The 19,861-nt window shown below is 65.3% G+C and carries 22 protein-coding genes; 10 read left to right on the forward strand and 12 right to left on the reverse strand.

Annotated features, from left to right (window positions below; all coding sequences use genetic code 11):
- Window positions 1–31 precede the first annotated feature (31 nt).
- From HOP58_RS02730 to rpe, 3 genes are read right to left on the reverse strand one after another with little or no spacing between them, the layout of a single operon-like run.
- Window positions 32–697 (reverse strand): phosphoglycolate phosphatase, encoded by a 666-nt coding sequence (locus HOP58_RS02730; protein WP_234259466.1) that lies wholly within the window; start codon window positions 695–697, stop codon window positions 32–34.
- Complete coding sequence (locus HOP58_RS02735) at window positions 682–978, reverse strand: GIY-YIG nuclease family protein (protein ID WP_234259467.1); 297 nt, start codon at window positions 976–978, stop codon at window positions 682–684. Before HOP58_RS02735 ends, HOP58_RS02730 begins: the two co-directional genes overlap by 16 nt.
- Window positions 979–989: 11 nt before the next feature.
- The gene (gene rpe, locus HOP58_RS02740; RefSeq protein ID WP_234259468.1) at window positions 990–1,688 is read right to left on the reverse strand and encodes a ribulose-phosphate 3-epimerase; all 699 of its coding nucleotides are present in this window, start codon (window positions 1,686–1,688) and stop codon (window positions 990–992) included.
- 177 nt (window positions 1,689–1,865) lie between these two features.
- Between rpe and cysP the strand changes: the two genes are divergently transcribed.
- From cysP to HOP58_RS02760, 4 genes are read left to right on the forward strand one after another with little or no spacing between them, the layout of a single operon-like run.
- A complete protein-coding gene (cysP, locus tag HOP58_RS02745) occupies window positions 1,866–2,876 on the forward strand; it encodes a thiosulfate ABC transporter substrate-binding protein CysP (protein ID WP_234259469.1) in 1,011 nt (336 codons plus the stop codon).
- A 40-nt stretch (window positions 2,877–2,916) separates the two neighbouring features.
- Complete coding sequence (gene cysT, locus HOP58_RS02750; protein ID WP_234259470.1) at window positions 2,917–3,780, forward strand: sulfate ABC transporter permease subunit CysT; 864 nt, start codon at window positions 2,917–2,919, stop codon at window positions 3,778–3,780.
- Window positions 3,780–4,607: a sulfate ABC transporter permease subunit CysW gene (gene cysW / locus HOP58_RS02755; RefSeq protein WP_010627374.1), complete on the forward strand. Its 828-nt coding sequence runs from the start codon at window positions 3,780–3,782 to the stop codon at window positions 4,605–4,607. Before cysT ends, cysW begins: the two co-directional genes overlap by 1 nt.
- Window positions 4,604–5,701: a TOBE-like domain-containing protein gene (locus tag HOP58_RS02760; RefSeq protein WP_234259472.1), complete on the forward strand. Its 1,098-nt coding sequence runs from the start codon at window positions 4,604–4,606 to the stop codon at window positions 5,699–5,701. The genes cysW and HOP58_RS02760 overlap by 4 nt, the downstream gene beginning before the upstream one ends.
- A gap of 6 nt (window positions 5,702–5,707) precedes the next feature.
- Here HOP58_RS02760 and HOP58_RS02765 read toward each other — a convergent pair whose 3' ends face one another.
- Window positions 5,708–6,151, reverse strand: a complete 444-nt coding sequence (locus tag HOP58_RS02765) for a GNAT family N-acetyltransferase (protein WP_234259473.1) — start codon at window positions 6,149–6,151, stop codon at window positions 5,708–5,710.
- Window positions 6,152–6,364: 213 nt separating this feature from the next.
- Here HOP58_RS02765 and HOP58_RS02770 point away from each other — a divergent pair, with 213 nt between their 5' ends.
- Window positions 6,365–6,955, forward strand: a complete 591-nt coding sequence (locus tag HOP58_RS02770) for a YajG family lipoprotein (protein ID WP_010627371.1) — start codon at window positions 6,365–6,367, stop codon at window positions 6,953–6,955.
- Window positions 6,956–7,053: 98 nt separating this feature from the next.
- Here HOP58_RS02770 and HOP58_RS02775 read toward each other — a convergent pair whose 3' ends face one another.
- From HOP58_RS02775 to HOP58_RS02785, 3 genes are all read right to left on the reverse strand, one after another.
- Window positions 7,054–7,695: a thiopurine S-methyltransferase gene (locus HOP58_RS02775; protein WP_234259474.1), complete on the reverse strand. Its 642-nt coding sequence runs from the start codon at window positions 7,693–7,695 to the stop codon at window positions 7,054–7,056.
- A 16-nt stretch (window positions 7,696–7,711) separates the two neighbouring features.
- Window positions 7,712–8,338, reverse strand: coding sequence for a TIGR04211 family SH3 domain-containing protein (locus HOP58_RS02780; RefSeq protein ID WP_010627369.1), 627 nt, complete (start codon window positions 8,336–8,338; stop codon window positions 7,712–7,714).
- Window positions 8,339–8,546: 208 nt separating this feature from the next.
- Entirely contained in the window at window positions 8,547–8,876 is a 330-nt protein-coding gene (locus HOP58_RS02785) for a DUF1820 family protein (protein ID WP_010627368.1), read from the reverse strand.
- A gap of 223 nt (window positions 8,877–9,099) precedes the next feature.
- Between HOP58_RS02785 and miaB the strand changes: the two genes are divergently transcribed.
- The 5 genes from miaB to lnt all read left to right on the forward strand — a co-directional run bounded on the left by miaB (window position 9,100) and on the right by lnt (window position 14,528).
- Complete coding sequence (gene miaB / locus HOP58_RS02790; RefSeq protein WP_234253895.1) at window positions 9,100–10,443, forward strand: tRNA (N6-isopentenyl adenosine(37)-C2)-methylthiotransferase MiaB; 1,344 nt, start codon at window positions 9,100–9,102, stop codon at window positions 10,441–10,443.
- A 118-nt stretch (window positions 10,444–10,561) separates the two neighbouring features.
- Complete coding sequence (locus tag HOP58_RS02795) at window positions 10,562–11,638, forward strand: PhoH family protein (protein WP_026037985.1); 1,077 nt, start codon at window positions 10,562–10,564, stop codon at window positions 11,636–11,638.
- Window positions 11,638–12,144, forward strand: a complete 507-nt coding sequence (gene ybeY / locus HOP58_RS02800) for an rRNA maturation RNase YbeY (protein WP_035590560.1) — start codon at window positions 11,638–11,640, stop codon at window positions 12,142–12,144. The genes HOP58_RS02795 and ybeY overlap by 1 nt, the downstream gene beginning before the upstream one ends.
- A 2-nt stretch (window positions 12,145–12,146) precedes the next feature.
- Window positions 12,147–13,022 carry a transporter associated domain-containing protein gene (locus HOP58_RS02805; protein WP_035590543.1) on the forward strand — a complete coding sequence of 292 codons (876 nt, stop codon included), beginning with the start codon at window positions 12,147–12,149 and terminating at the stop codon, window positions 13,020–13,022.
- Between the two features lie 27 nt (window positions 13,023–13,049).
- Window positions 13,050–14,528, forward strand: a complete 1,479-nt coding sequence (lnt, locus tag HOP58_RS02810) for an apolipoprotein N-acyltransferase (protein ID WP_234253894.1) — start codon at window positions 13,050–13,052, stop codon at window positions 14,526–14,528.
- A 95-nt stretch (window positions 14,529–14,623) separates the two neighbouring features.
- Here lnt and phaC read toward each other — a convergent pair whose 3' ends face one another.
- From phaC to prmB, 5 genes are all read right to left on the reverse strand, one after another.
- Entirely contained in the window at window positions 14,624–16,462 is a 1,839-nt protein-coding gene (gene phaC / locus HOP58_RS02815) for a class I poly(R)-hydroxyalkanoic acid synthase (RefSeq protein ID WP_234259475.1), read from the reverse strand.
- A 129-nt stretch (window positions 16,463–16,591) separates the two neighbouring features.
- Window positions 16,592–17,020 (reverse strand): phasin family protein, encoded by a 429-nt coding sequence (locus tag HOP58_RS02820; RefSeq protein WP_234259476.1) that lies wholly within the window; start codon window positions 17,018–17,020, stop codon window positions 16,592–16,594.
- Window positions 17,021–17,218: 198 nt separating this feature from the next.
- Complete coding sequence (locus HOP58_RS02825; protein WP_010627360.1) at window positions 17,219–17,605, reverse strand: DUF6489 family protein; 387 nt, start codon at window positions 17,603–17,605, stop codon at window positions 17,219–17,221.
- Between the two features lie 75 nt (window positions 17,606–17,680).
- Window positions 17,681–18,766 (reverse strand): chorismate synthase, encoded by a 1,086-nt coding sequence (gene aroC / locus HOP58_RS02830; RefSeq protein WP_234259477.1) that lies wholly within the window; start codon window positions 18,764–18,766, stop codon window positions 17,681–17,683.
- 30 nt (window positions 18,767–18,796) lie between these two features.
- Window positions 18,797–19,747, reverse strand: coding sequence for a 50S ribosomal protein L3 N(5)-glutamine methyltransferase (prmB, locus tag HOP58_RS02835; RefSeq protein WP_234259478.1), 951 nt, complete (start codon window positions 19,745–19,747; stop codon window positions 18,797–18,799).
- Window positions 19,748–19,861 lie beyond the last annotated feature (114 nt).

The raw sequence follows: 19,861 nt of genomic DNA on the forward strand, positions 1-19,861 counted from the left end.
CCGAGGTCATTGATAAGGATCGAAAATCACCCTAAACGAGTTCCGCCAGTGAATCAACCAGCGCATCCGGGCGGCTATCGTGCACCGGTTCGCCATGGTTGTAACCATAGGGCACGGCCAGGGTGCGGAAGCCGGCGGCCTGACCGGCGGCAACGTCGTGACGGGAGTCGCCCACCATCAGACAGGCCGAGGGCGGCAGGCCGAATTGCGCCGCCACGTGCAGCAGCGGTGCCGGGTCGGGCTTCTTCTGCGGCAGGCTGTCGCCACCCAGGCATAGCGCGAAGTGAGCTTCGAGCCCGAACTGCGCCAGGATCGGGAGGATGAACGCGAACGGCTTGTTGGTGACCAGCGTCAGGATCCTGTCGCCGTCCCGCAAAGCATCCAGCGCTTCGCGCACGCCGGGATAGAGCCGCGTGCGTGAGCCGGGGTCGCGCCCGTAGTGTGCGAGAAAGGCCTCGTGAGCCCGCGCCAGCAGCACCTCGTCGGGGGACGCGTGCCGGGCGAAGGTCAGTGCCCGCTCCATCAACTTCAGCGAGCCGTTGCCCACCCAGTCGCGCACCCGCGCCTCGCCGGCGACGGGCAGCCCCAGCTCGACCAGGCTGGCATCCACGGCCACCGCCAGGTCGGGCACGGAGTCCACCAGGGTGCCGTCCAGGTCGAAGCTGATCAGGCGTATGTCGTTCAGGATGGGGTGCATGGCAACTCCTCTTGGCCCTGCCGGTCTTGCAACCAGCTTCTCTTGCGCGCTGCCGAGAGACGCTTGACCTCGGCCTCGAGGCGTAGCGCTTCGCCGTGGCTGCCCACCGGCTCATGATGCACCAGTGCCAGCGGCCCGCGCCCGCGCAGGGCCTTGGCGCCCCGCCCGGCCTCATGCTGCGCCAGGCGCCGCTCGACGTCGGTGGTGATGCCGGTGTAGAGCATCCCCTGCCGGGTTTCGACCATGTAGAGGTACCACGTAACGGGCAACGGATCGTCCATCGCGCGCCTGGCTACACCATCGCCAACTGCTCGCGGAAGGCGCGGATGACGCTGTCGTAACGGTTGGGGTCACCGTCGCGACCGGCGCTGAAGATCGCCGAACCGGCAACGAAGGTATCGGCACCGGCCCGGGCGATCTCGGCGATGTTGTCGACTTTCACCCCGCCGTCGATCTCAAGGCGAATGTCGCGGCCCGAGGCATCGATACGACGGCGCGCCTCGCGCAGCTTGTCCAGCGTGCCCGGGATGAAGGCCTGCCCACCGAAACCAGGATTGACGCTCATCAGCAGGATCATGTCGACCTTGTCCATCACGTAATCGAGGTAGGACAGAGGCGTTGCCGGGTTGAACACTAGGCCGGCCTTGCAGCCGCCGCTGCGGATCAGCTGCAGCGAGCGATCGATATGCTCGGATGCCTCCGGGTGGAAGGTAATGTAGCTTGCCCCGGCATCGATGAAGTCGCCGATCAGACGATCCACCGGCTTGACCATCAGGTGAGCGTCGATGGGGGCGGTGACGCCATGCTTGCGCAGCGCCTCGCACACCATGGGGCCGATGGTCAGATTGGGCACGTAATGGTTGTCCATCACGTCGAAGTGGACGATGTCCGCCCCGGCGGCCAGGACCCGGTCGACTTCCTCGCCCAGCCGGGCGAAATCGGCGGAGAGGATGGAGGGGGCAATCAGGAAGTCGCGGTTCATGTCGCTCATGGGAATAACAGCCATCGCACGGGAAAGAGGCGTCATATTAACAGACTGCCCCGACCGCCGGGCACCCGACAGACACCGCCAATGAAGCTTATAGAGAAATAGAATAAAAACACGGATTGTAATTCCACTTTGCCGGACATACTCTTGCTACCAAGTTCCCTTTGCCGGAGACGTCCCATGCGACTTCCCTCTCTTCGCCGCACCCTCATCGCCGCTGCCCTGGGTCTTGGCCTGGCAGCGCCGGCGGTGGCTGCCGAGCGCGAGATCCTCAACTCCTCCTACGACATCGCCCGCGAGCTGTTCGCCGCGATCAATCCCGAGTTCCGCAACCACTGGCAGGCGGAACACGGTGAAGAGATCGGCGTTCAGCAGTCCCATGGCGGCTCCTCGGCCCAGGCCCGTGCCATTCTGCAGGGTCTGCGCGCCGACGTGGTGACCTACAACCAGGTGACCGACGTGCAGGTGCTGGCCGATGCCGGCCTGGTGGCCGAGGACTGGCAGGAGCAGTTGCCCAACAACGCCTCGCCCTACTACTCCACCACCGCCTTCCTGGTGCGCAAGGACAACCCCAAGGGCATCGAGAGCTGGGACGATCTGGTGCGTGAAGACGTGCGCATGGTCTTCCCCAATCCCAAGACCTCGGGTAACGGCCGCTACACCTACCTGGCCGCCTGGGGCTTCGCTCAGCAGCAGTTCGACGGCGATGAAGAGCAGATCCACGACTTCATGCGCACCTTCCTGCGCAACGTGGCAGTGTTCGACACCGGCGGTCGCGGCGCCACCACCAGCTTCATCGAGCGTGGTCTGGGCGACGTGCTGATCAGCTTCGAGTCCGAGGTCAACAACATTCGCCAGGAGTACGGCGAGGAAGACTACGAAGTGATCGTGCCGCCGGTCAGCATCCTGGCCGAGTTCCCGGTGGCGGTGGTCGAGCCCAACGCCGAGCGTAACGGCAATCTCGACCTGGCCAAAGCCTATGTGGAGTACCTCTACAGCGAAGAGGCCCAGCGTCAGTTGGCCGGCTTCAACTATCGCGTGCATCACGAGACGGTCGTCGAAGAGTTCGCCGATCACTTCCCCGAGACCGAGTTGCTGCTGGTAGAAGACATTGCCGGCAGCTGGGAAGAAGCGATGGAAACCCATTTCGGTAGCGGCGGGTTGCTCGACCAGCTGCAACGCCGCCGCTGATAGCGACGGCGCCTGACATGCCCGACGCAAGCGAGACACGATGAGTAGTCGTTCCTTCGCCATCGGCCTCGGCAGCACCCCCAAGCGGGTGCTGCCGGGCTTCGGTTTGTCGCTCGGCATCAGCCTGACCTTCGTCTCGCTGATGCTGTTGCTGCCCATGACCGGCCTGTTCGGCCAGTTGGCGGGGCTCAGCCTGGCCGAGTACTGGGCCATCATCACCAACGAGCGGGTGGTGGCAAGCTACGTGGTGACCATTGGAGCCGCCGCCGTGGCAGCCATCGTCAACGCCGCCTTCGGCCTGCTGCTGGCCTGGGTACTGGTGCGCTACACCTTCCCCGGCAAGCGCCTGCTCGATGCACTGATGGACCTGCCCTTCGCCCTGCCCACCGCCGTGGCCGGCATCACCCTGGCCACGCTCTACTCCAGCAACGGCTGGATGGGGCAACTGCTCGAACCACTCGGGCTGCAGGTGGCCTACACCTGGGTGGGCATCGCCCTGGCCATGTCCTTCACCAGCATCCCCTTCGTGGTGCGCACGGTGCAGCCGGTGCTGGAGGACATGCCCCACGAGATGGACGAGGCCGCGCTTACCCTCGGCGCCTCGGACTTCACCGGCTTTCGCCGCGTGATCCTGCCGCACCTGTGGCCGGCCCTGGTGACCGGTACCGGGCTTGCCTTCGTGCGCTCGCTGGGTGAATTCGGCGCGATCATCTTCATCGCCGGCAACATGCCCTACGAGACCGAGATCACCGCGCTGATGATCTTCGTGCGCCTGCAGGAGTACGACTACGCCGGCGCCTCGGCCATCGCCTCGGTGGTGCTGTTCGTCTCGCTGGCCCTGCTGCTCGCCATCAACATCTGGCAGGGCCGCTTCATCAAGCGCCTGCATGGAGGACACGGCTGATGCAACGAATCGGAGATGGCGTCGCCGTTAGGCGCCTGCTGATCGGCGCCGCCGTAGTGCTGGCGGCGCTGTTCCTGCTGCTGCCGCTGGTGGCGATCTTCGCCCAGGCCTTCGCCCGGGGCATCGACGTGTTCTGGGCCAACGTCACCAACCACTACACCCTGGCGGCGATCCAGCTGACCCTGTTCATCGCCGTGCTGACGATTCCGGTGTGCCTGGTGTTCGGCGTGGCGCTGGCCTGGCTGGTGACCCGCTTCCGCTTCCCGGGGCGGCGCATCCTGCAGACCCTGATCGACATTCCCTTCGCCGTCTCCCCGGTGGTGGCGGGGCTGGTCTACCTGCTGCTCTACGGCCGCACCGGCTGGCTGGGCAGCTGGCTGGACGGCCACGACATCCAGTTGATGTTCGCCTGGCCCGGCATCCTGCTGGTGACCATCTTCGTCACCTGCCCGTTCGTTGCCCGCGAGCTGATCCCGCTGATGCAGGCCCAGGGCTCCCGCGAGGAAGAGGCCGCCGTGACCCTGGGCGCCCCGGGCTGGACGATCTTCCGCCGGGTCACGCTGCCCAACATCCGCTGGGCGCTGCTCTACGGCGTGATCCTGACCAACGCCCGGGCGGTCGGCGAGTTCGGCGCCGTCTCCGTGGTCTCCGGCGCCATCCGCGGCCAGACCAACACCCTGCCGCTGCACCTGGAGCAGCTCTATCAGGACTACAATACCGTGGGCGCCTTTGCCAGCGCATCGCTGCTGGCATTGATTGCCCTGCTCACGCTGGTCGCCAAGGCCGGCCTGGAATGGCGCGCTGCGCGCCGGGAGGTTCACTCATGAGCATCCGCCTTCACGAGATCGGCAAGCACTTCGGCAGAACCCAGGCGCTGGAGCCGATCGATCTGGACATCGCCGAAGGCGAGCTGGTCGGCCTGCTGGGTCCGTCCGGTTCCGGCAAGACCACTCTGTTGCGCATCATTGCCGGACTGGAGACGGCGGATAACGTCGCCGGCGCCCGCATTCTGTTCGGCGAGCGCGACGTGACCCATCTGCACGTGCGCGACCGGCGCATCGGCTTCGTCTTTCAGCACTACGCGCTGTTCCGGCACATGACGGTGTTCGACAACGTGGCCTTCGGTCTCACGGTGATGCCGCGCAAGAGCCGCCCTTCGAGCGGCGAGATCCGCAGCCGGGTGCATCGCCTGCTGGAGATGGTCAAGCTCGAGCACATGGCCCACCGCTACCCCGCCCAGCTCTCCGGCGGTCAGCAGCAGCGGGTCTCGCTGGCGCGTGCCCTGGCCCTGCGCCCCGACGTGCTGCTGCTCGACGAACCCTTCGGCGCGCTGGATGCCAAGGTGCGCCAGGAGCTGCGCCGCTGGCTGCGCCACCTGCACGACGAGCTCAACTTCACCAGCCTGTTCGTCACCCACGACCAGGAAGAGGCGCTGGAGCTCTCCGACCGCGTGGTGGTGATGAGCAACGGTCGCATCGAGCAGATCGACACCCCCGACGAACTCTATCGTCATCCGGCCAACCGCTTCGTGTTCGAGTTCCTGGGCGACGTCAATCACCTCGAAGGCACGGTGCGCGACGGCGTGCTGACCTGCGGTGACGCCCGTCTGGCCGTGGACCTCGAGGATGGTCCCGAAGAGCTGCTGCTGCGCCCCCACGAGCTCGAACTCGCACCCAGCGCTACGCAGCACGCTCACCTGCCGGTGTGCGTGACCGCTATCTCGCCGGTGGGAGCCGAAGTGCGCGTGGAGCTGGAGGCAGACTGGCTGGGCGAACCCTGGCTGGCCACGGTGAGCCACGCCGATTACGAAAGGCTCCATCTCACCCGCGGCACGCGTCTGTACGCCATTCCCCGGCGCTGGCATCGATTTCCCGATGAGCGCACCCAGCAGACCGCCCCCACCCCCGAAACGGTGAGCTGAGGGGCATCAGTCGGCCTCGCTTGGCGTCCGCGACCAGACCATGAGCGTCTCCTCCTCACCGCTGAGCGGCTCCGTGCGCTCCTCGAGAATCTTGAAGCCCAGGCGGTGATAGAAGGAGACGGCACGCACGTTACGTGAATAGACGCACAGGGTAATCCGCTCCCGCTTGCTCATGGCATGGGCCATCAGGTGGGTGCCGTGACCGAAGCTCTGCAGCTCAGGATCGATGAACAGCGCCTCAAGGTGTTCGTCGTTGAGTGCGGCAAATCCCACGGCGCGCCCGGCGGCCTCGAGCACGTAGGTCTCCGCACCGGGCAGGTAGAGGTTCGCCATGTCTTCGGCGCGTTCGCGCCAGAACCCGGCGGGGATGAAGTCATGGGCCAGCAGCGAGGCACGCAGCCAGATGTCGACGAGCTGCGGAATGTCCTCGGTCGTGGCAGGGCGTATCATGCAGTATCTTCCTCTCCTGAGAGGCGAAAAGCTCGATCTTCGTCGAGTGAAAAACAGAGTGTAACCGTAATGCCTACGCCTGGCGCAACGCTGTTGCCCGCAACGCGCTGGCGATATACTGCGCAAGTGACTGAAGCGAGCACTCTTATACGCTTCACGCACGGCCAAGCTCGGGCCACCCCCTGGCCCCGCAAGACGAATCCGGGAGCGAGAATGAATCGACGTAATGCCTTGTGTGCCGCAGCCGTTCTGTTGGCCACCGCCCTGCTGACCGGCTGCGCCAGCCCCCATTACCTCCAGTTGAACCCACAGCGCAGCACCGCCGTTCCCCAGACAGGCAGCGGCCAGGCCGTAACGGTAGCCGCCGTGGACGAGCGCGACAGCGATGTGATCGGCACTCGCACCGGCAGCGCCATGTCTACGGCAGTGATTACCGTCAGCGCCCACGAGCTGATACCGAACCTGCAGCGCGAGGCAGAGCGGGCCGTTCGCGACATGGGCTTTTCACCGACCAGCGAGCCGGGTAGCGGTCGCCCTGGCCTGACGGTCACGATGCTGCACCTCGGCTACGAGCGTGGCGAGAACCGCCCGGTCATCGATGAAGCACGGATGGAAGCGGTACTCGAGGTCAAAGTGACCAACCAGGGCACCACCTACACCGGCACCTACACCGCTCGCCGCACCCAGAGCTACGCCGTGCGCCCGGGGCGTGACGCCAACCGCCGCATGCTCAACGACCTGATCGGCGACGCCCTGGATCGCGCCTTCAGCGACCCGGAGCTGGCTCAGCTGCTGGCCCGCTGAGCCTCTTGGCCTCAGGCCACATCATGCCCAGCCGCACCATGCGAAAGGGCCGCCCACCGGACGGCCCTTTGGCGTTTGATACCACCCACGATTGCCACTCAAGTCAAAGGCCCGCGCCGGGTAAGCGCCCACACGCTCTCACGAAACCCGCTGCCCGCCTCCGGCTCGCCATCCTCCAGGTGAGTGACCTGAAAATTGGGCTCGAACAACTCGCGAACCTCATCGGCCGGCACGTGATAAGGCGGGCCGGCGCTTTCGTCTCCCGGTGCGCGCGACAGCGAGATCAGCAGCCCGCGCATGCCGGGCGGAATCAGCTGCGCGAGATGAAAAGCGTAGCGTTGGCGGGTAGCGGGCGGCAGAGCGATCAGCGCGGCACGATCATAGAAGGCACCGATCTCGGCCGCCTGATCGATATGAAAATGGAAGAAGTCGCCGCACCACAGCTCCACGCTGCCCTGACGGCAAATCGCAAACGGCCCCTGCTGGTAACGGGACACCTCGCCGGTACCCTCATCGACGAACTGCTCGATCGCCTCCCGGGACAGCTCGATGCCCAGCACGGGGTGGTCGCGATTGGCCAGCCAGCGCATGTCCAGGCTCTTGCCACACAGCGGTACCAGCACCTTGGTGCCCGCGCGTATCTTCAGCCTTGGCCAGTGGCGCAACAGCGCCGGATGCGTGTCGTGGCGATGAAAGCCGATACGACCCTCGCGCCAGCGGTCGAGCCATTCACGCGTCATCGTCCATGCCTCGTCATCAGAACCAGCGGTCGCGCTTGCGCCGCTTGCGCGGCAGGTGGGGAACGATCAACCCGACCAGCAGACCAGCCCCGGCCACACCACCGCCGTACATGAAGTAGCGCATCAGCAGGTCTTCTTCCTGGGTGTCCAGACGTGCCTGGAGCTGGCGGATGGTACTACGCGAGCGGTCAGCCTCGCTGTCGAGCTCGCGGTTACGCGCTTCCAGCTCGGCGATGCGCTGCTCGCGCACGTCGAGGGTTTCGGTCATGGCCGAGACCCGGTTCTCCCAGGTCTCGTTGATGCCGCCCAGCTCAGCCTCGAGCTCTGCCACCTGCGCTTCCAGGCGCGGCAACTGGTAGCTCGCACTCGGCGACGACTGCAGCTCGTTGCTCAGTATCCATACACGACTGCCGTCACCGTTTTCGACCCGGCTGTAGTTGCCGCTGGTTTCGAGCAAAGTAACCGGCTCGCCGGCCGTCAGGGTACCGACGATGCGATAGCCGTCGGTCGGGCCGCTGCGCACGTAGGTAGTCAACTCATCGGAAACCCAACGCGCGTTGTCTTCCGCCTGCTGGGCATGCAGCGGCAGCGCCGACACGCTAAGCGCGACGCCTGCGAGAAAAAATCTGAATCGATGCTTCATGCCGGTGTCCTGGCTATCAAAGCCGCGGGCCTGCCATCGACAAACCCTTGGCAAAATCTCTCTTTCACTGGCCTATCCACAGGATCTGTGGATAAACCCCGGGAAAACCGCTGGAAAGGCGGCTGTCTGGCACCCTGGCACTGGCCTGCGAGAGGATGGTCATTTCCTGAGCAGACCGCGGGCATGCCGTTCCCTGCGTTCATTGTTGTCAGCGCTCGCTCTTCGGCGGCAGCATCGGACCACGCGGAAACTCCGCAATGCGCCCCTCGCTCTTGACGGCCCTGGCCGGTCCCTCACGCTCGACCTCGTCGATACGCACGATGGCGTTCAGCGGCAGATAGCTGCGCTTGACGCCATCGAAGGTGTGACGCAGGCGATCGGCCGAGGGATCGACTACCAGCTTCGAACCGTCCTCGAAGACAAATTCCTCGACCTCGATGAAACCCCAAAGTTCGCTCTGGTAGATCTCCCTGGCATAGAGCTCCCAGACTTCACCCTGCTGGTGGAAAACCACCCGATAGATCGGCTTGGCCGCCATAAGGCCGTCTGTCCTCAACGTTCGGTTGCGCGAATTAGATGTCCCGCTACGGGACCGCCAAGGGGCTAGCGTACCACAGGCGTCCCTGGACGCGGTGCCCCTACTGGCCCCATCAGGCTGCCTTCCGTATAATACCGCCACCTTCGAGGACGGCCACAAGGCCAATTCCCGCGACACTCCACTCACCGGTGACGCACGCGTCGGACGACCGACCCTCTATCCTATGGCGAAGAAACTCTTCATCAAGACCCACGGCTGCCAGATGAACGAGTACGACTCCGCACGCATGGCGGATCTACTCGGCGAATCTCACCAGCTCGAATTGACCGACGACGAAGGCGAAGCCGACGTCATCCTGCTCAATACCTGCTCGATTCGCGAGAAGGCCCAGGAAAAGGTCTTCCACCAGCTCGGCCGCTGGAAGAAACTCAAGGAGGCCAACCCCGATCTGGTGATCGGCGTGGGCGGCTGCGTGGCCAGCCAGGAAGGCGAGGCATTGCGCAAGCGTGCGCCTTACGTCGACATGGTGTTCGGCCCCCAGACCCTGCACCGGGTGCCGGCGATGCTCGATGCCCGCCGCGACAATCAGATTTCGGTGGTCGACGTCACCTTTCCCGAGATCGAGAAGTTCGACCACCTGCCCAAGCCCAGCTCCGACGGTGCGACCGCCTTCGTCTCGGTGATGGAGGGCTGCTCCAAGTACTGCACCTTCTGCGTGGTGCCCTATACCCGCGGCGAAGAGGTATCGCGCCCGTTCGAGGCGGTGATGGACGAGGTGATCCACCTGGCCGATCAGGGCGTGCGCGAGATCAACCTGCTGGGCCAGAACGTCAACGCCTACCGCGGCGAGAACCGGCTCGGCGACGAGATCGATCTGGCCGAGCTGATCGCCTGCGTGGCGGCGGTGGAGGGCATCGACCGTATTCGCTTCACCACCTCGCACCCGGTGGAGTTCAGCGACAGCCTGATCGAGGCCTACGGCGAGATTCCCGAGCTGGTCAGCCACCTGCACCTGCCGGTTCAGGCCGGCTCCGACCGTATCCTCGCCGCCATGAAGCGCGGCCACACGGTCGAGGAGTACGTGGAGAAAATGGAGCGCATTCGTGCGCTGCGCCCCGACATCAGCTTCTCTTCCGACTTCATCATCGGCTTTCCCGGTGAGACCGAGGAAGACTTCGAGGCCACCATGGACCTGATCCATCGCATCGGCTTTGACCACTCCTTCAGCTTCGTCTATTCGGCGCGGCCCGGCACACCGGCCGCGGCACTGCCCGACGACACCCCGGAGAGCGTCAAGAAGCAGCGTCTGGCGATCCTGCAGGATCGCATCAACCAGCAGGCGATGCAGATTTCGCGGCGCATGGTGGGCACCACGCAGCGCATCCTGGTCAGCGGTTTCTCACCCAGGGACCCCGGGCAGCTGTCGGGGCGTACCGAGAACAACCGCGTGGTCAACTTCAGCGCCGCCAACCCCACCGAGCTGATCGGCCACTTCGTCGAGGTCACTATCACCGAGGCACTGCCCAATTCACTGCGCGGCGAACTGGCTTCCCCGACGCTACAATGAGGGCAGGCAGGCATGTTATCCGTCCGCAGACGGGCAACGTGAGTCGAAAGCATTGCCCTGCCGAAAGGCAGGGCATTAAGCTGGGAGCCAATACACGCAACGCATGGATTCCGACACCTTGAGTCAACACGCCGCACAGGCCAACCGCATCATCACATTGAGCCTCGAGCCCAACGATCCACAGCGTCTCGCCAACCTTTGCGGCCAAAGGGACGAGCATCTCAAACTGGTCGAATCACGCCTCGGCGTCACCCTGCGCAACCGCGGCAACGTCTTTCAACTGGCCGGTCCCGGACATCGGGTCAAGGCCGCCGCCAACGTGCTGGAGCACCTCTATCGCGAGGCCGAAGCCAGCCCGCTGTCACCGGATACCGTGCACCTGTTCCTGCAAGAGTCAGGGCGTGAAGCACTGGACGAAGAGGAAGGTCCCGCCGACGGCGAGGTGCTACTGCGTACGCCCAAGGTGCTGATCAAGCCCCGCGGGCAGAACCAGCAGAACTACGTCGCCAGCATTCGCCAGCACGACATCAACTTCGGCATCGGCCCGGCCGGCACCGGCAAGACCTACCTGGCCGTCGCCGCGGCGGTGGAAGCGCTCAACCAGCAGGAGGTGCGTCGCATCCTGCTGGTGCGTCCGGCCGTGGAGGCGGGAGAGAAGCTCGGTTTCCTGCCGGGCGATCTGGCCCAGAAGATCGACCCCTACCTGCGCCCGCTCTACGATGCGCTCTACGAGATGCTCGGCTTCGAGCAGGTGGGCAAGCTGATCGAGCGCCAGGTGATCGAGATCGCTCCGCTGGCCTACATGCGCGGACGCACCCTGAACAACGCCTTCATCATTCTCGACGAGAGCCAGAACACCACCCGCGAGCAGATGAAGATGTTCCTCACCCGCATCGGTTTCGGCTCCACCGCGGTGATCACCGGCGACGTGACCCAGGTCGACCTGCCCCGCGGCCAGAGCTCCGGGCTGATCCAGGTGCTCGAGGTGCTCAGGGGCACCGCCGGCATCGGGGTGACACATTTCGCCGCCAAGGACGTCGTGCGTCATCCGCTGGTGCAGCGCATCATCGAGGCCTACGAGAGCTTCGAGGCCGAGCAGGAAGTGCAGGAGCGCGCCCGCCGCGAAGCCCGCGAACGCGAGCGCGAGGCCCTGCGTCAGGAGCGTGAACGCAACAGGGATGACGGCATAAGATGATGACCCCGGCGCCCATCGTCGACCGCCAGGCTGCGCTATCCGACCGGGAACTGCCGGCACAGGCAGCGCTGGAGAACTGGGTCGCCGCCGTGCTGGCACGCTTTCCGGGGGAGACGCGCCACGAGGTAACCGTGCGCTTCGTCGATGCCGACGAAGGCCAGGCGCTGAATCGCGACTATCGCGGTCGCGACAAGCCGACCAACGTGCTCTCCTTTCCCTTCGATGGCCCGCCCGGCATCGCGCTGCCGCTGCTCGGCGATCTGGTGCTGTGCCATCCGGTGGTGGAACGCGAAGCCGCCGAGCAGTCCAAGCGACTCGAACATCACTATGCCCATCTGGTGGTGCACGGCATGCTGCACCTGCTCGGTCACGATCACCTCGAGGATGAGGAAGCCGAGGCGATGGAGCAGCTCGAGCGCGACATCCTGGCGGACCTCGGCATTGCCGACCCCTATGCAGCGGATCACCCCGAACAACAAGACGACAGCATGGACGAGAGACTCTAGCGATGAGTGAAGACCGAACGAGCAGCCAAAGCGGAAGGTCATGGCTCGACAAACTGCTCGGCGCCCTCTCGGGGGACAGCGAAGGCCCCAGTTCGAGGGAGGAGCTGATGGAGTTCCTGCGCGAAGCGGCCACCCGCCTCAAGCTGGACCAGGACGCCATGATGATCATTGAAGGCGCACTGCAGATCAGCGACCAGCAGGTTCGTGAGGTGCTGATCCCGCGCTCCCAGGTGGCCGCCATCGCCGTGGACCAGCCTGCCGAGGAGTACCTGGCGCTGATCAACGAGACCGGTCATTCACGCTATCCGGTCATCGGCGAGAACCTCGACGAGGTCAAGGGTCTGCTGCTGGTCAAGGATCTGCTCAAGCTGCTCAACCGTCCCGCCGAGGAGCGTGAGCGCTTCTCCCTCGAGGACGTGCTGCGCCCCGCCATGTTCGTGCCGGAATCGAAGCGGCTCAACAGCCTGCTCAAGGAGTTTCGCGACACTCACAACCACATGGCGGTGGTGGTCGACGAGTACGGCGGCACCGCCGGGATCGTCACCATCGAGGACATCCTCGAACAGATCGTCGGCGACATTGAGGACGAGCACGACACCGACGAGGACGACGACATCCGCACCCTCGGCGAGGGGCGCTACGCCATTCGCGCACTGACCCCGATCGAGGACTTCAACGAGCGCTTCGGCACGCGCTTCTCCGACGATGAGTTCGATACCGTCGGCGGGCTGGTGATGCAGCGCTTCGGCCACCTGCCCGGGCGCGGCGAGCATACCGAGCTCGGCGGCTGGCGCTTCACCGTGCTCAATGCAGACAACCGGCGCATACGCCTGCTGGAAGCCGTTCTGCAGGACGAAGCAACTCCACCCCAGGATTGATCCGGCTGCCTCAGGATGCCAACTCCCATGACAAACAAACGTCCGACGCCTGTATTCGGCTATCTGGCCGCGCTCGTTGCTGGCGTTCTGACCACGCTGACTGCCTCGCCCTACGAACTGTGGTGGCTGGGGCCGCTGGCCGCAGGGCTCGTCTACTGGGCAATTCGGCCCCTGGGGGCGCGCCAGGCCGCCTTCCTCGGCTGGTGCTACGGGGTCGGCCTGTTCGGCTCCGGTGCCTCCTGGGTCTACGTGTCGATCCACGACTACGGCTACACCGGGATGCCGCTGGCGCTCTTCCTCACCGTGCTGTTCGTCTGCGCCATGGCGCTGTTCGTTGCCGCGGCGCTATGGCTCTACCGCCTGCTGTGCGGTCAGCGCCTGGCTTTTCTTACCTTCGCCGGCGCCTGGGTACTGGGCGAATGGCTGCGCACCTGGCTGTTCACCGGCTTCCCGTGGCTGCTGCTGGGCAGCTCCCACGTCGATTCGCCGCTGGCGCCCTGGGCGCCCATTGGCGGGGTCTATCTGCTCTCGCTGATCGTTGCGCTCAGCGGCACCCTAGGCGCGGAATTCCTGCGTCGCCGCTGGTGGGCGGCCGCGCCCATCGCCGCCATGTGGCTGGTCCCGCTGACGTTGCCGACCCAGTGGACCGAGCCGGCAGGCGAGCCGCTGCGGGTCGCTCTGCTGCAGGGCAACCTCGACCAACTGATCAAGTGGACCCCCGAGGGTCAGCGCATCGCCGCCAATACCTATCTGGAGATGACCCGGGCCTACGCCGACGACGCCGACCTGATCGTCTGGCCCGAGGCGGCGCTGCCGATGTTCGAAGACGAGGCCGAACCGCTGCTGGCCCGGGCCCAGGCCCATCTGGTGCCGGGCAGCGCCCTGCTGACCGGCATTCTCCAGCGCGAGGGCCGCGGACTCTACTACAACAGCGTGATCGGACTGGGCAACGCCGAAGGCGAATACCGCAAGGAGCGCCTGGTACCCTTCGGTGAGTACCTGCCGCTGGAGCGCTGGCTGCGCGGCACCATCGCCTTCTTCGACCTGCCGATGCCGGCAATGACCCCCGGCCCCTCGGGGCAGCGGCCAATCCGTGCCGCCGGCACGGTGATCGGCAACGCCATCTGCTACGAGATCATCTACGCCGATCTGGTGGCCCAGCAGGCCCGCGATAGCGAACTGCTTCTGACGGTGTCCAACGACACCTGGTTCGGCGAGTCGATCGGTCCACTGCAGCACTTGCAGATGGCCCGCCTGCGGGCGCTGGAGAACGGCCGCTACGTGGTGCGCGCCACCAGCAACGGGGTGACCGCCGTCATCGACCAGTATGGTCAGGTGGTGGCCAGAGCGCCTCAGTTCGAGACCGTGGCACTGCTCGCCGAGGCCGTACCGATGCAGGGCTTGACGCCCTTCACTCGCACCGGCAGCTGGCCGGTGTGGCTACTCAGCGCGCTGCTGGTGCTGCCGGGACTGCGGTTGCCGCAGCGCCGCCGACGGCGATTCTAGGCTATATCTAGGCTATATCTCCAGACGCAGAAAACGACGAGGCCCGCATCAGCGGGCCTCGTTGCGTTGGGCATTGGTAGCTCACTCCGGGTGGATCACTCCGGCTTGGCCGGTACCTCGCCCAGCACCTCGGGAATGGTCATGCGCACGTAGCGACCCGGCGCCTCTTCCAGCAGCTTGAGCTCGCCCTCGCCCGGCTGGCGCGCCGGCACCATCTTGTCGGCATCGGCGTAGCCGCCAGCGGTCATCCACTGCTGCCAGTGAGGCCACCAGGAGCCCTCGTGGAACTCGGCGCCGGCAAGCCAGGATTCGTGATCGTCAGGCAGCTCGCCGTTGGTCCAGTAGCCGTACTTGTTGCGCGCAGGCGGGTTGACGATGCCTGCGATGTGGCCCGAACCGCCCAGCACGAAGGTGACCGGCCCCTTGGGCAGCAGCGCACCGTAATAGGTGCTGTTCCACTTGGCGATGTGGTCCTCGCTGGTGGAGACGAAATAGCTCGGCGTGGAGATCTTGCGCAGGTCGACCTTGACCCCGTCCAGCTCGACGCCGCCGGGTTCCACCAGTCGGTTCTCCAGGTACATGTGGCGCAGGTACCAGCCGTGGGTGCCGGCCGGCAGGTTGGTGCCGTCGGTGTTCCAGTAGAGCAGGTCGAACGGCGCCGGATTCTCGCCCTTCAGGTAGTTGCTGACATAGAAGGACCAGAACAGGTCGTTTTCGCGCAGCAGGTTGAAGGTATAGGCCATGGAGCGGCCATCGAGATAGCCGTCCTGATCCATGCGCGCCTCGATCCCCTGCAGGATCGGCTCGCTGAGCAGTACGCCGAGTTCGCCGGGATCGCGGAAGTCCTGCAACGTGGCCATGTAGGTGACCGACTTGACCTTGCGCCCGCGCCGGGTACTGGTGAGGTAGGCCACGGTGGACGCGGTCAGAGTGCCGCCGATGCAGTAGCTGAGCAGGTTGACCGACTTCTCGCCGCAGGCCTGCTCGATGGCCTCCATGGCGGCGACCGGTCCCATCTGCATGTAGTCGGCCCAGGTCAGGTCGCGCTGCGCGGGGCCGGGGTTGCGCCAGGAGATCAGGAACACGGTGTGGCCCTGATCCACCAGCCACTTGACCAGCGAGTTGTCCTGACGCAGGTCGAGGATGTAGTACTTGTTGATCCAGGGCGGCACGACGAGCAGCGGCGTCTTGAACACCGTGTCGGTAGTCGGCGTGTACTGTATCAGCTGGATCAGCTCGTTCTCGTAAACCACGTAGCCGGGCGTCACGGCGATGTTGCGTCCGATCTCGAAGGCGCTGCGGTCGGTCATGGCCACGTTGAGCCCGTCGGCGGAGTTGGCCAGGTCGCGGCGCAGCTGAGCCAGCCCCTCGACCAGATTCTGGCCCTTGGTCTCCAGGGTACGGCGCATCACCTCGGGGTTGGTGGTGACGAAGTTGGTCGGCGCCATGGCATTGACCATCTGGCGGGCATAGAACGCCAGATTGCGCTTCTGCTTCTCGGGCAGGCCATCGAGCTGCTCGACGAGTTCTTCCACGGCACCGGAGAACAGCAGGTATTGCTGTAGGATGGCCCGATAGAACGGCTCCTGCTGCCAGGCGTCGTCCTTGAAGCGCCGGTCGTTCTTGGGTGGTACCACCAGCGGCTCACCCAAGTTCCCGTTCAGCGCCTGCAGACCCTGCTGCCACAGCTGATACTGATCCTGGATGAGGCGCGCCTGGGTCTGCCACAGCAGTTGAGGATTGCGCATCAGCGACTCGGCGCCGGCCTGGAAGGCCTCGCGCATGTCGGCCTGAATGGAGTCGGCGGCCGCATCGGGCGCCATGCGCTCGAGCAGTTCCTGCATCAGGGCCTGATAGTGCTGCCCCATCTCCTTGAGCTGCTCGTTCCACTCTTCCAGTTCGGCCTGGGAGAACACCTCGTCCCCTGACTGCATCGCCCTCTCCTATATGAGAACCTTCTTCTTCGATTCGATGCGAGCGCCCGACCGAGCGCCTCCACGGAGCGAGACATCCGCCCCGTGGAGAGGTCGGCGACTACCGACCCCGAAGCGGTCGAATGGCTTTCAGCTCTTGCGCGACGTGGCCTTGGCCGGAGCGTCGGTCTTGGCCGATGCGGCCGGCTTGGCACTCGCTTCCGCCTGCTTGGCCGTATCGCTCAGTTCCTGACTGACCTCGCCGAACAGCTGCTCCAGCTCGGCACGGAACTGCTGGCTCATTTCGCCCAGCGCCTGAGCATCTTCCATCATCTGCCGCGATAGCTCGTTCATCATCTCGGCCTGCTGGGCACCGAACGCCTGCAGGTCCTGGGCATCGCGAATCTCGGAAGCGCTGCGCATGCGCTCGGTGCCCATCTGGCTGTAGCGTTTCATCGCCTCGAGCTGGTACTCGGTCATCTTCTCCATATTGCCGAGCATCAGCGAGTTGAGCTTGCGCATGGGTTCGAAGAACCGCCGCGTCTGCTGATTGAAGTCATCAAGCATCTTGTCCTGCATGGGGGCAACCTCCTGTGGACCGTGAACATGCGGGGAGCAGCGTGCACCGGTATCGGCCAAGTCTTCAGCCGCCTCCGATACCAGCGCAAAACGCCGGGCGCGATCTGACGCGGCACTCATGCTGCACCGCACAAATCGTAGCCTGCCCTGGCTCTCGCTGCAATACCCTTGCACTTTCCGCAGAACGATGAGCGTCTACTACTCCGAACGCCGAGAACGCGAGCGCGCCTTGGCCGTACCCGTATTGCTGGCCGGCCTCTCCGCGCGCTTTGATTCACCGTCCGCCGCAGGCTCCTGTGCCGCCTTGCCCATCGAACTGCCGGCCTGGCGCAGCATGTCGAGCATCATCTGCTGATAGGTGCCGAAGCTGGCCAGCCCCTGGGAGAGCCCCTGGCTCATGTCCTGGGTAAACCCCTGCTGCAGAAAAGGCTTCATCAGACTCATGGGGTCGTAACCCTCGACGCCGGACTCCATCTGCTTCTGGATCCGGTTGAGCAGCTCCTGCTGAAAGGCTTCCACATCGGGCAGGCCCAGGGCACGACGGAACTCCTCGGGCGTCAGGTCGAACTCGACGTTTATCTTCATGGCTCATCTCTGCTTCAGTGTGCTCTCAGTGTAGCAACTCGGCTCCAGACGCAACGCACCCGCTGCCGACGCTCCTCAACGCAAGACCGGCGTCCCGACCCTCACGTCACCATTCTGCGCCCGGTGACGCAACAGATGATCCATTAGCGTCAGCGCCATCATCGCCTCGGCGATTGGCGTGGCGCGGATGCCCACGCAGGGATCGTGGCGACCCTTGGTCACCACCTCGACCGGGTTGCCGCTCACGTCGATGCTACGCCCGGGCAGGGTGATGCTGGAGGTGGGCTTGAGCGCCAGATGCGCAATCAACGGTTGCCCCGAGGAGATACCGCCGAGCACGCCTCCGGCATGGTTGGAGAGAAACCCCTCGGGCGTCATCTCGTCGCGATGCTCGCTGCCGCGCTGTGCCACCGCGGCGAAGCCATCGCCGATCTCCACCCCCTTCACCGCATTGATGCTCATCAGGGCATGGGCCAGGTCGGCATCCAGGCGGTCGAACACCGGCTCGCCCAGCCCCGGCGGCAGCCCTTCGGCCACCACGGTGATCTTGGCACCTACCGAGTCCTGATCGCGCCGCAGCTGGTCCATGAAGGCCTCGAGTTCGGGTACGCGCTCGGGGTCGGGACAGAAGAAGGGATTGTCGTTGACCGACTCCCACTGCTTGAAGGCGATCTCCAGCGGGCCGAGCTGGCTCATGTAGCCGCGCACGCTGATGCCCTGGTTGGCCAGGTACTTCTTGGCAATCGCCCCGGCAGCCACGCGCATGGCGGTTTCCCGGGCGCTGGAACGACCGCCGCCGCGATAGTCCCGAACGCCGTACTTGTGGTGATAGGTATAGTCGGCGTGGGCGGGACGGAACTGGTCCTTGATGTTGCCGTAATCCTTGGAGCGCTGGTCGGTGTTCTCGATCAACAGGCCGATGGCGGTACCGGTGGTCACACCCTCGAACACCCCGGAGAGGATGCGCACCTGATCGGGCTCGCGACGCTGGGTGGTATGCCGCGAGGTGCCGGGACGACGGCGGTCGAGGTCGTGCTGCAGATCGGCTTCGCTGAGCGGCAGCCCCGGCGGGCAGCCGTCGACGATGGCGCCTAGCGCCGGGCCGTGGCTCTCGCCGAAGGTGGTGACGGTAAACAGCTTGCCGAAGGTATTGCCGGACATGGGCGTGCCTCCCGATATCGTAGGGTTGGATCAGGCGAAGGACGCCGCATGGGCGTCGAGTTCCGCGGCGGTGAGGGCGAACACGCCCTGCCCGCCGCGCTCGAAGTCGAGCCACAGGAAAGGCACCTCGGGGAAGGCTGCTTCCAGATGACGGTCGGAGTTGCCGACCTCGACGATCAACACGCCGTGATCGGTCAGGTAGCGCCGCGCTTCGCGCAGAATACGGCGCACGATGTCGAGGCCGTCGGCCCCGGCGCCAAGCGCCAGCGCCGGCTCGTGACGATACTCGGCGGGCATGGTGGCAAGATCGCGGGCATCCACGTAAGGCGGGTTGGAGACGATCAGATCATAGCGCTGGCCGGCCAGCCCCTCGAACAGGTCGGAGAGCACCGCCCGCGCCCGCGCGCCCAGGTCGTGGCGCTGGATGTTCTGCCTGGCCACGGCCAGGGCGTCGGTGCTGATGTCGGAAAGGTCCACCTCGCAGGTGGGCAGGTGCAGCGCCGCGGCGATGCCGATGCAGCCCGAACCGGTGCACAGATCCAGCACCCGCGCCGGTGGCTCCTCGGGGAACCAGGCGGCGAAGCCACTCTCGATCAGCTCGGCGATGGGCGAACGCGGTATCAGCACCCGCTCGTCGACGTCGAAGGCAAAACCGGCGAAGAACGCCTCGCCCAGCAGATAGGGCAGCGGCCGGCGCGTGGTGATGCGCTCACGCACCAGCGCGACGATACGCGCCCGCTCCACGGGCAGCAGGCGTGCGTCGAGCACCGCGGGATCGACGTTCCAGGGCAGGTGCAAGGCACCCAGCGTCAGCGCCACGGCTTCGTCCCAGGGGGAGTCGGTGCCGTGGCCGTGGTGCAGGCCGGCCAGGTGGAATTCGCTGGCGGCCCAGCGCAGGTAGTCGCGCAGCGTGAGGAGGTCGCGACACAGCGCCTCGTCGTCCAGGGTCAGGGTCGAGCGGGAATCGGTGGAGTAGGCCACGTAAGGTCCTGCACAGTCGGTTGGGTTCGATGACCCGATTGTACCCGCGGCGACTGGCGGTTCACAGCCGCGCTCAGGCCGTTATACTGGCCGCTCGACGACACCACCCGAGCC

This window comes from Halomonas sp. MCCC 1A11062 (assembly GCF_021404355.1).
Taxonomy (GTDB): domain Bacteria; phylum Pseudomonadota; class Gammaproteobacteria; order Pseudomonadales; family Halomonadaceae; genus Halomonas; species Halomonas aerodenitrificans.

Coding starts and splice junctions, on each gene's coding strand:
- ybeY (WP_035590560.1), top strand. CDS start 11,638: ATGACCCCGGCGCCCATCGTCGACCGCCAGGCTGCGCTATCCGACCGG.
- HOP58_RS02820 (WP_234259476.1), bottom strand. CDS start 17,020: ATGCAGGACAAGATGCTTGATGACTTCAATCAGCAGACGCGGCGGTTC.
- HOP58_RS02730 (WP_234259466.1), bottom strand. CDS start 697: ATGCACCCCATCCTGAACGACATACGCCTGATCAGCTTCGACCTGGAC.
- rpe (WP_234259468.1), bottom strand. CDS start 1,688: ATGAGCGACATGAACCGCGACTTCCTGATTGCCCCCTCCATCCTCTCC.
- HOP58_RS02785 (WP_010627368.1), bottom strand. CDS start 8,876: ATGGCGGCCAAGCCGATCTATCGGGTGGTTTTCCACCAGCAGGGTGAA.
- HOP58_RS02775 (WP_234259474.1), bottom strand. CDS start 7,695: ATGACGCGTGAATGGCTCGACCGCTGGCGCGAGGGTCGTATCGGCTTT.
- HOP58_RS02770 (WP_010627371.1), top strand. CDS start 6,365: ATGAATCGACGTAATGCCTTGTGTGCCGCAGCCGTTCTGTTGGCCACC.
- cysT (WP_234259470.1), top strand. CDS start 2,917: ATGAGTAGTCGTTCCTTCGCCATCGGCCTCGGCAGCACCCCCAAGCGG.
- miaB (WP_234253895.1), top strand. CDS start 9,100: ATGGCGAAGAAACTCTTCATCAAGACCCACGGCTGCCAGATGAACGAG.
- HOP58_RS02735 (WP_234259467.1), bottom strand. CDS start 978: ATGGACGATCCGTTGCCCGTTACGTGGTACCTCTACATGGTCGAAACC.
- HOP58_RS02805 (WP_035590543.1), top strand. CDS start 12,147: ATGAGTGAAGACCGAACGAGCAGCCAAAGCGGAAGGTCATGGCTCGAC.
- phaC (WP_234259475.1), bottom strand. CDS start 16,462: ATGCAGTCAGGGGACGAGGTGTTCTCCCAGGCCGAACTGGAAGAGTGG.
- HOP58_RS02780 (WP_010627369.1), bottom strand. CDS start 8,338: ATGAAGCATCGATTCAGATTTTTTCTCGCAGGCGTCGCGCTTAGCGTG.
- HOP58_RS02760 (WP_234259472.1), top strand. CDS start 4,604: ATGAGCATCCGCCTTCACGAGATCGGCAAGCACTTCGGCAGAACCCAG.
- HOP58_RS02825 (WP_010627360.1), bottom strand. CDS start 17,605: ATGAAGATAAACGTCGAGTTCGACCTGACGCCCGAGGAGTTCCGTCGT.
- lnt (WP_234253894.1), top strand. CDS start 13,050: ATGACAAACAAACGTCCGACGCCTGTATTCGGCTATCTGGCCGCGCTC.
- HOP58_RS02765 (WP_234259473.1), bottom strand. CDS start 6,151: ATGATACGCCCTGCCACGACCGAGGACATTCCGCAGCTCGTCGACATC.
- cysW (WP_010627374.1), top strand. CDS start 3,780: ATGCAACGAATCGGAGATGGCGTCGCCGTTAGGCGCCTGCTGATCGGC.
- aroC (WP_234259477.1), bottom strand. CDS start 18,766: ATGTCCGGCAATACCTTCGGCAAGCTGTTTACCGTCACCACCTTCGGC.
- cysP (WP_234259469.1), top strand. CDS start 1,866: ATGCGACTTCCCTCTCTTCGCCGCACCCTCATCGCCGCTGCCCTGGGT.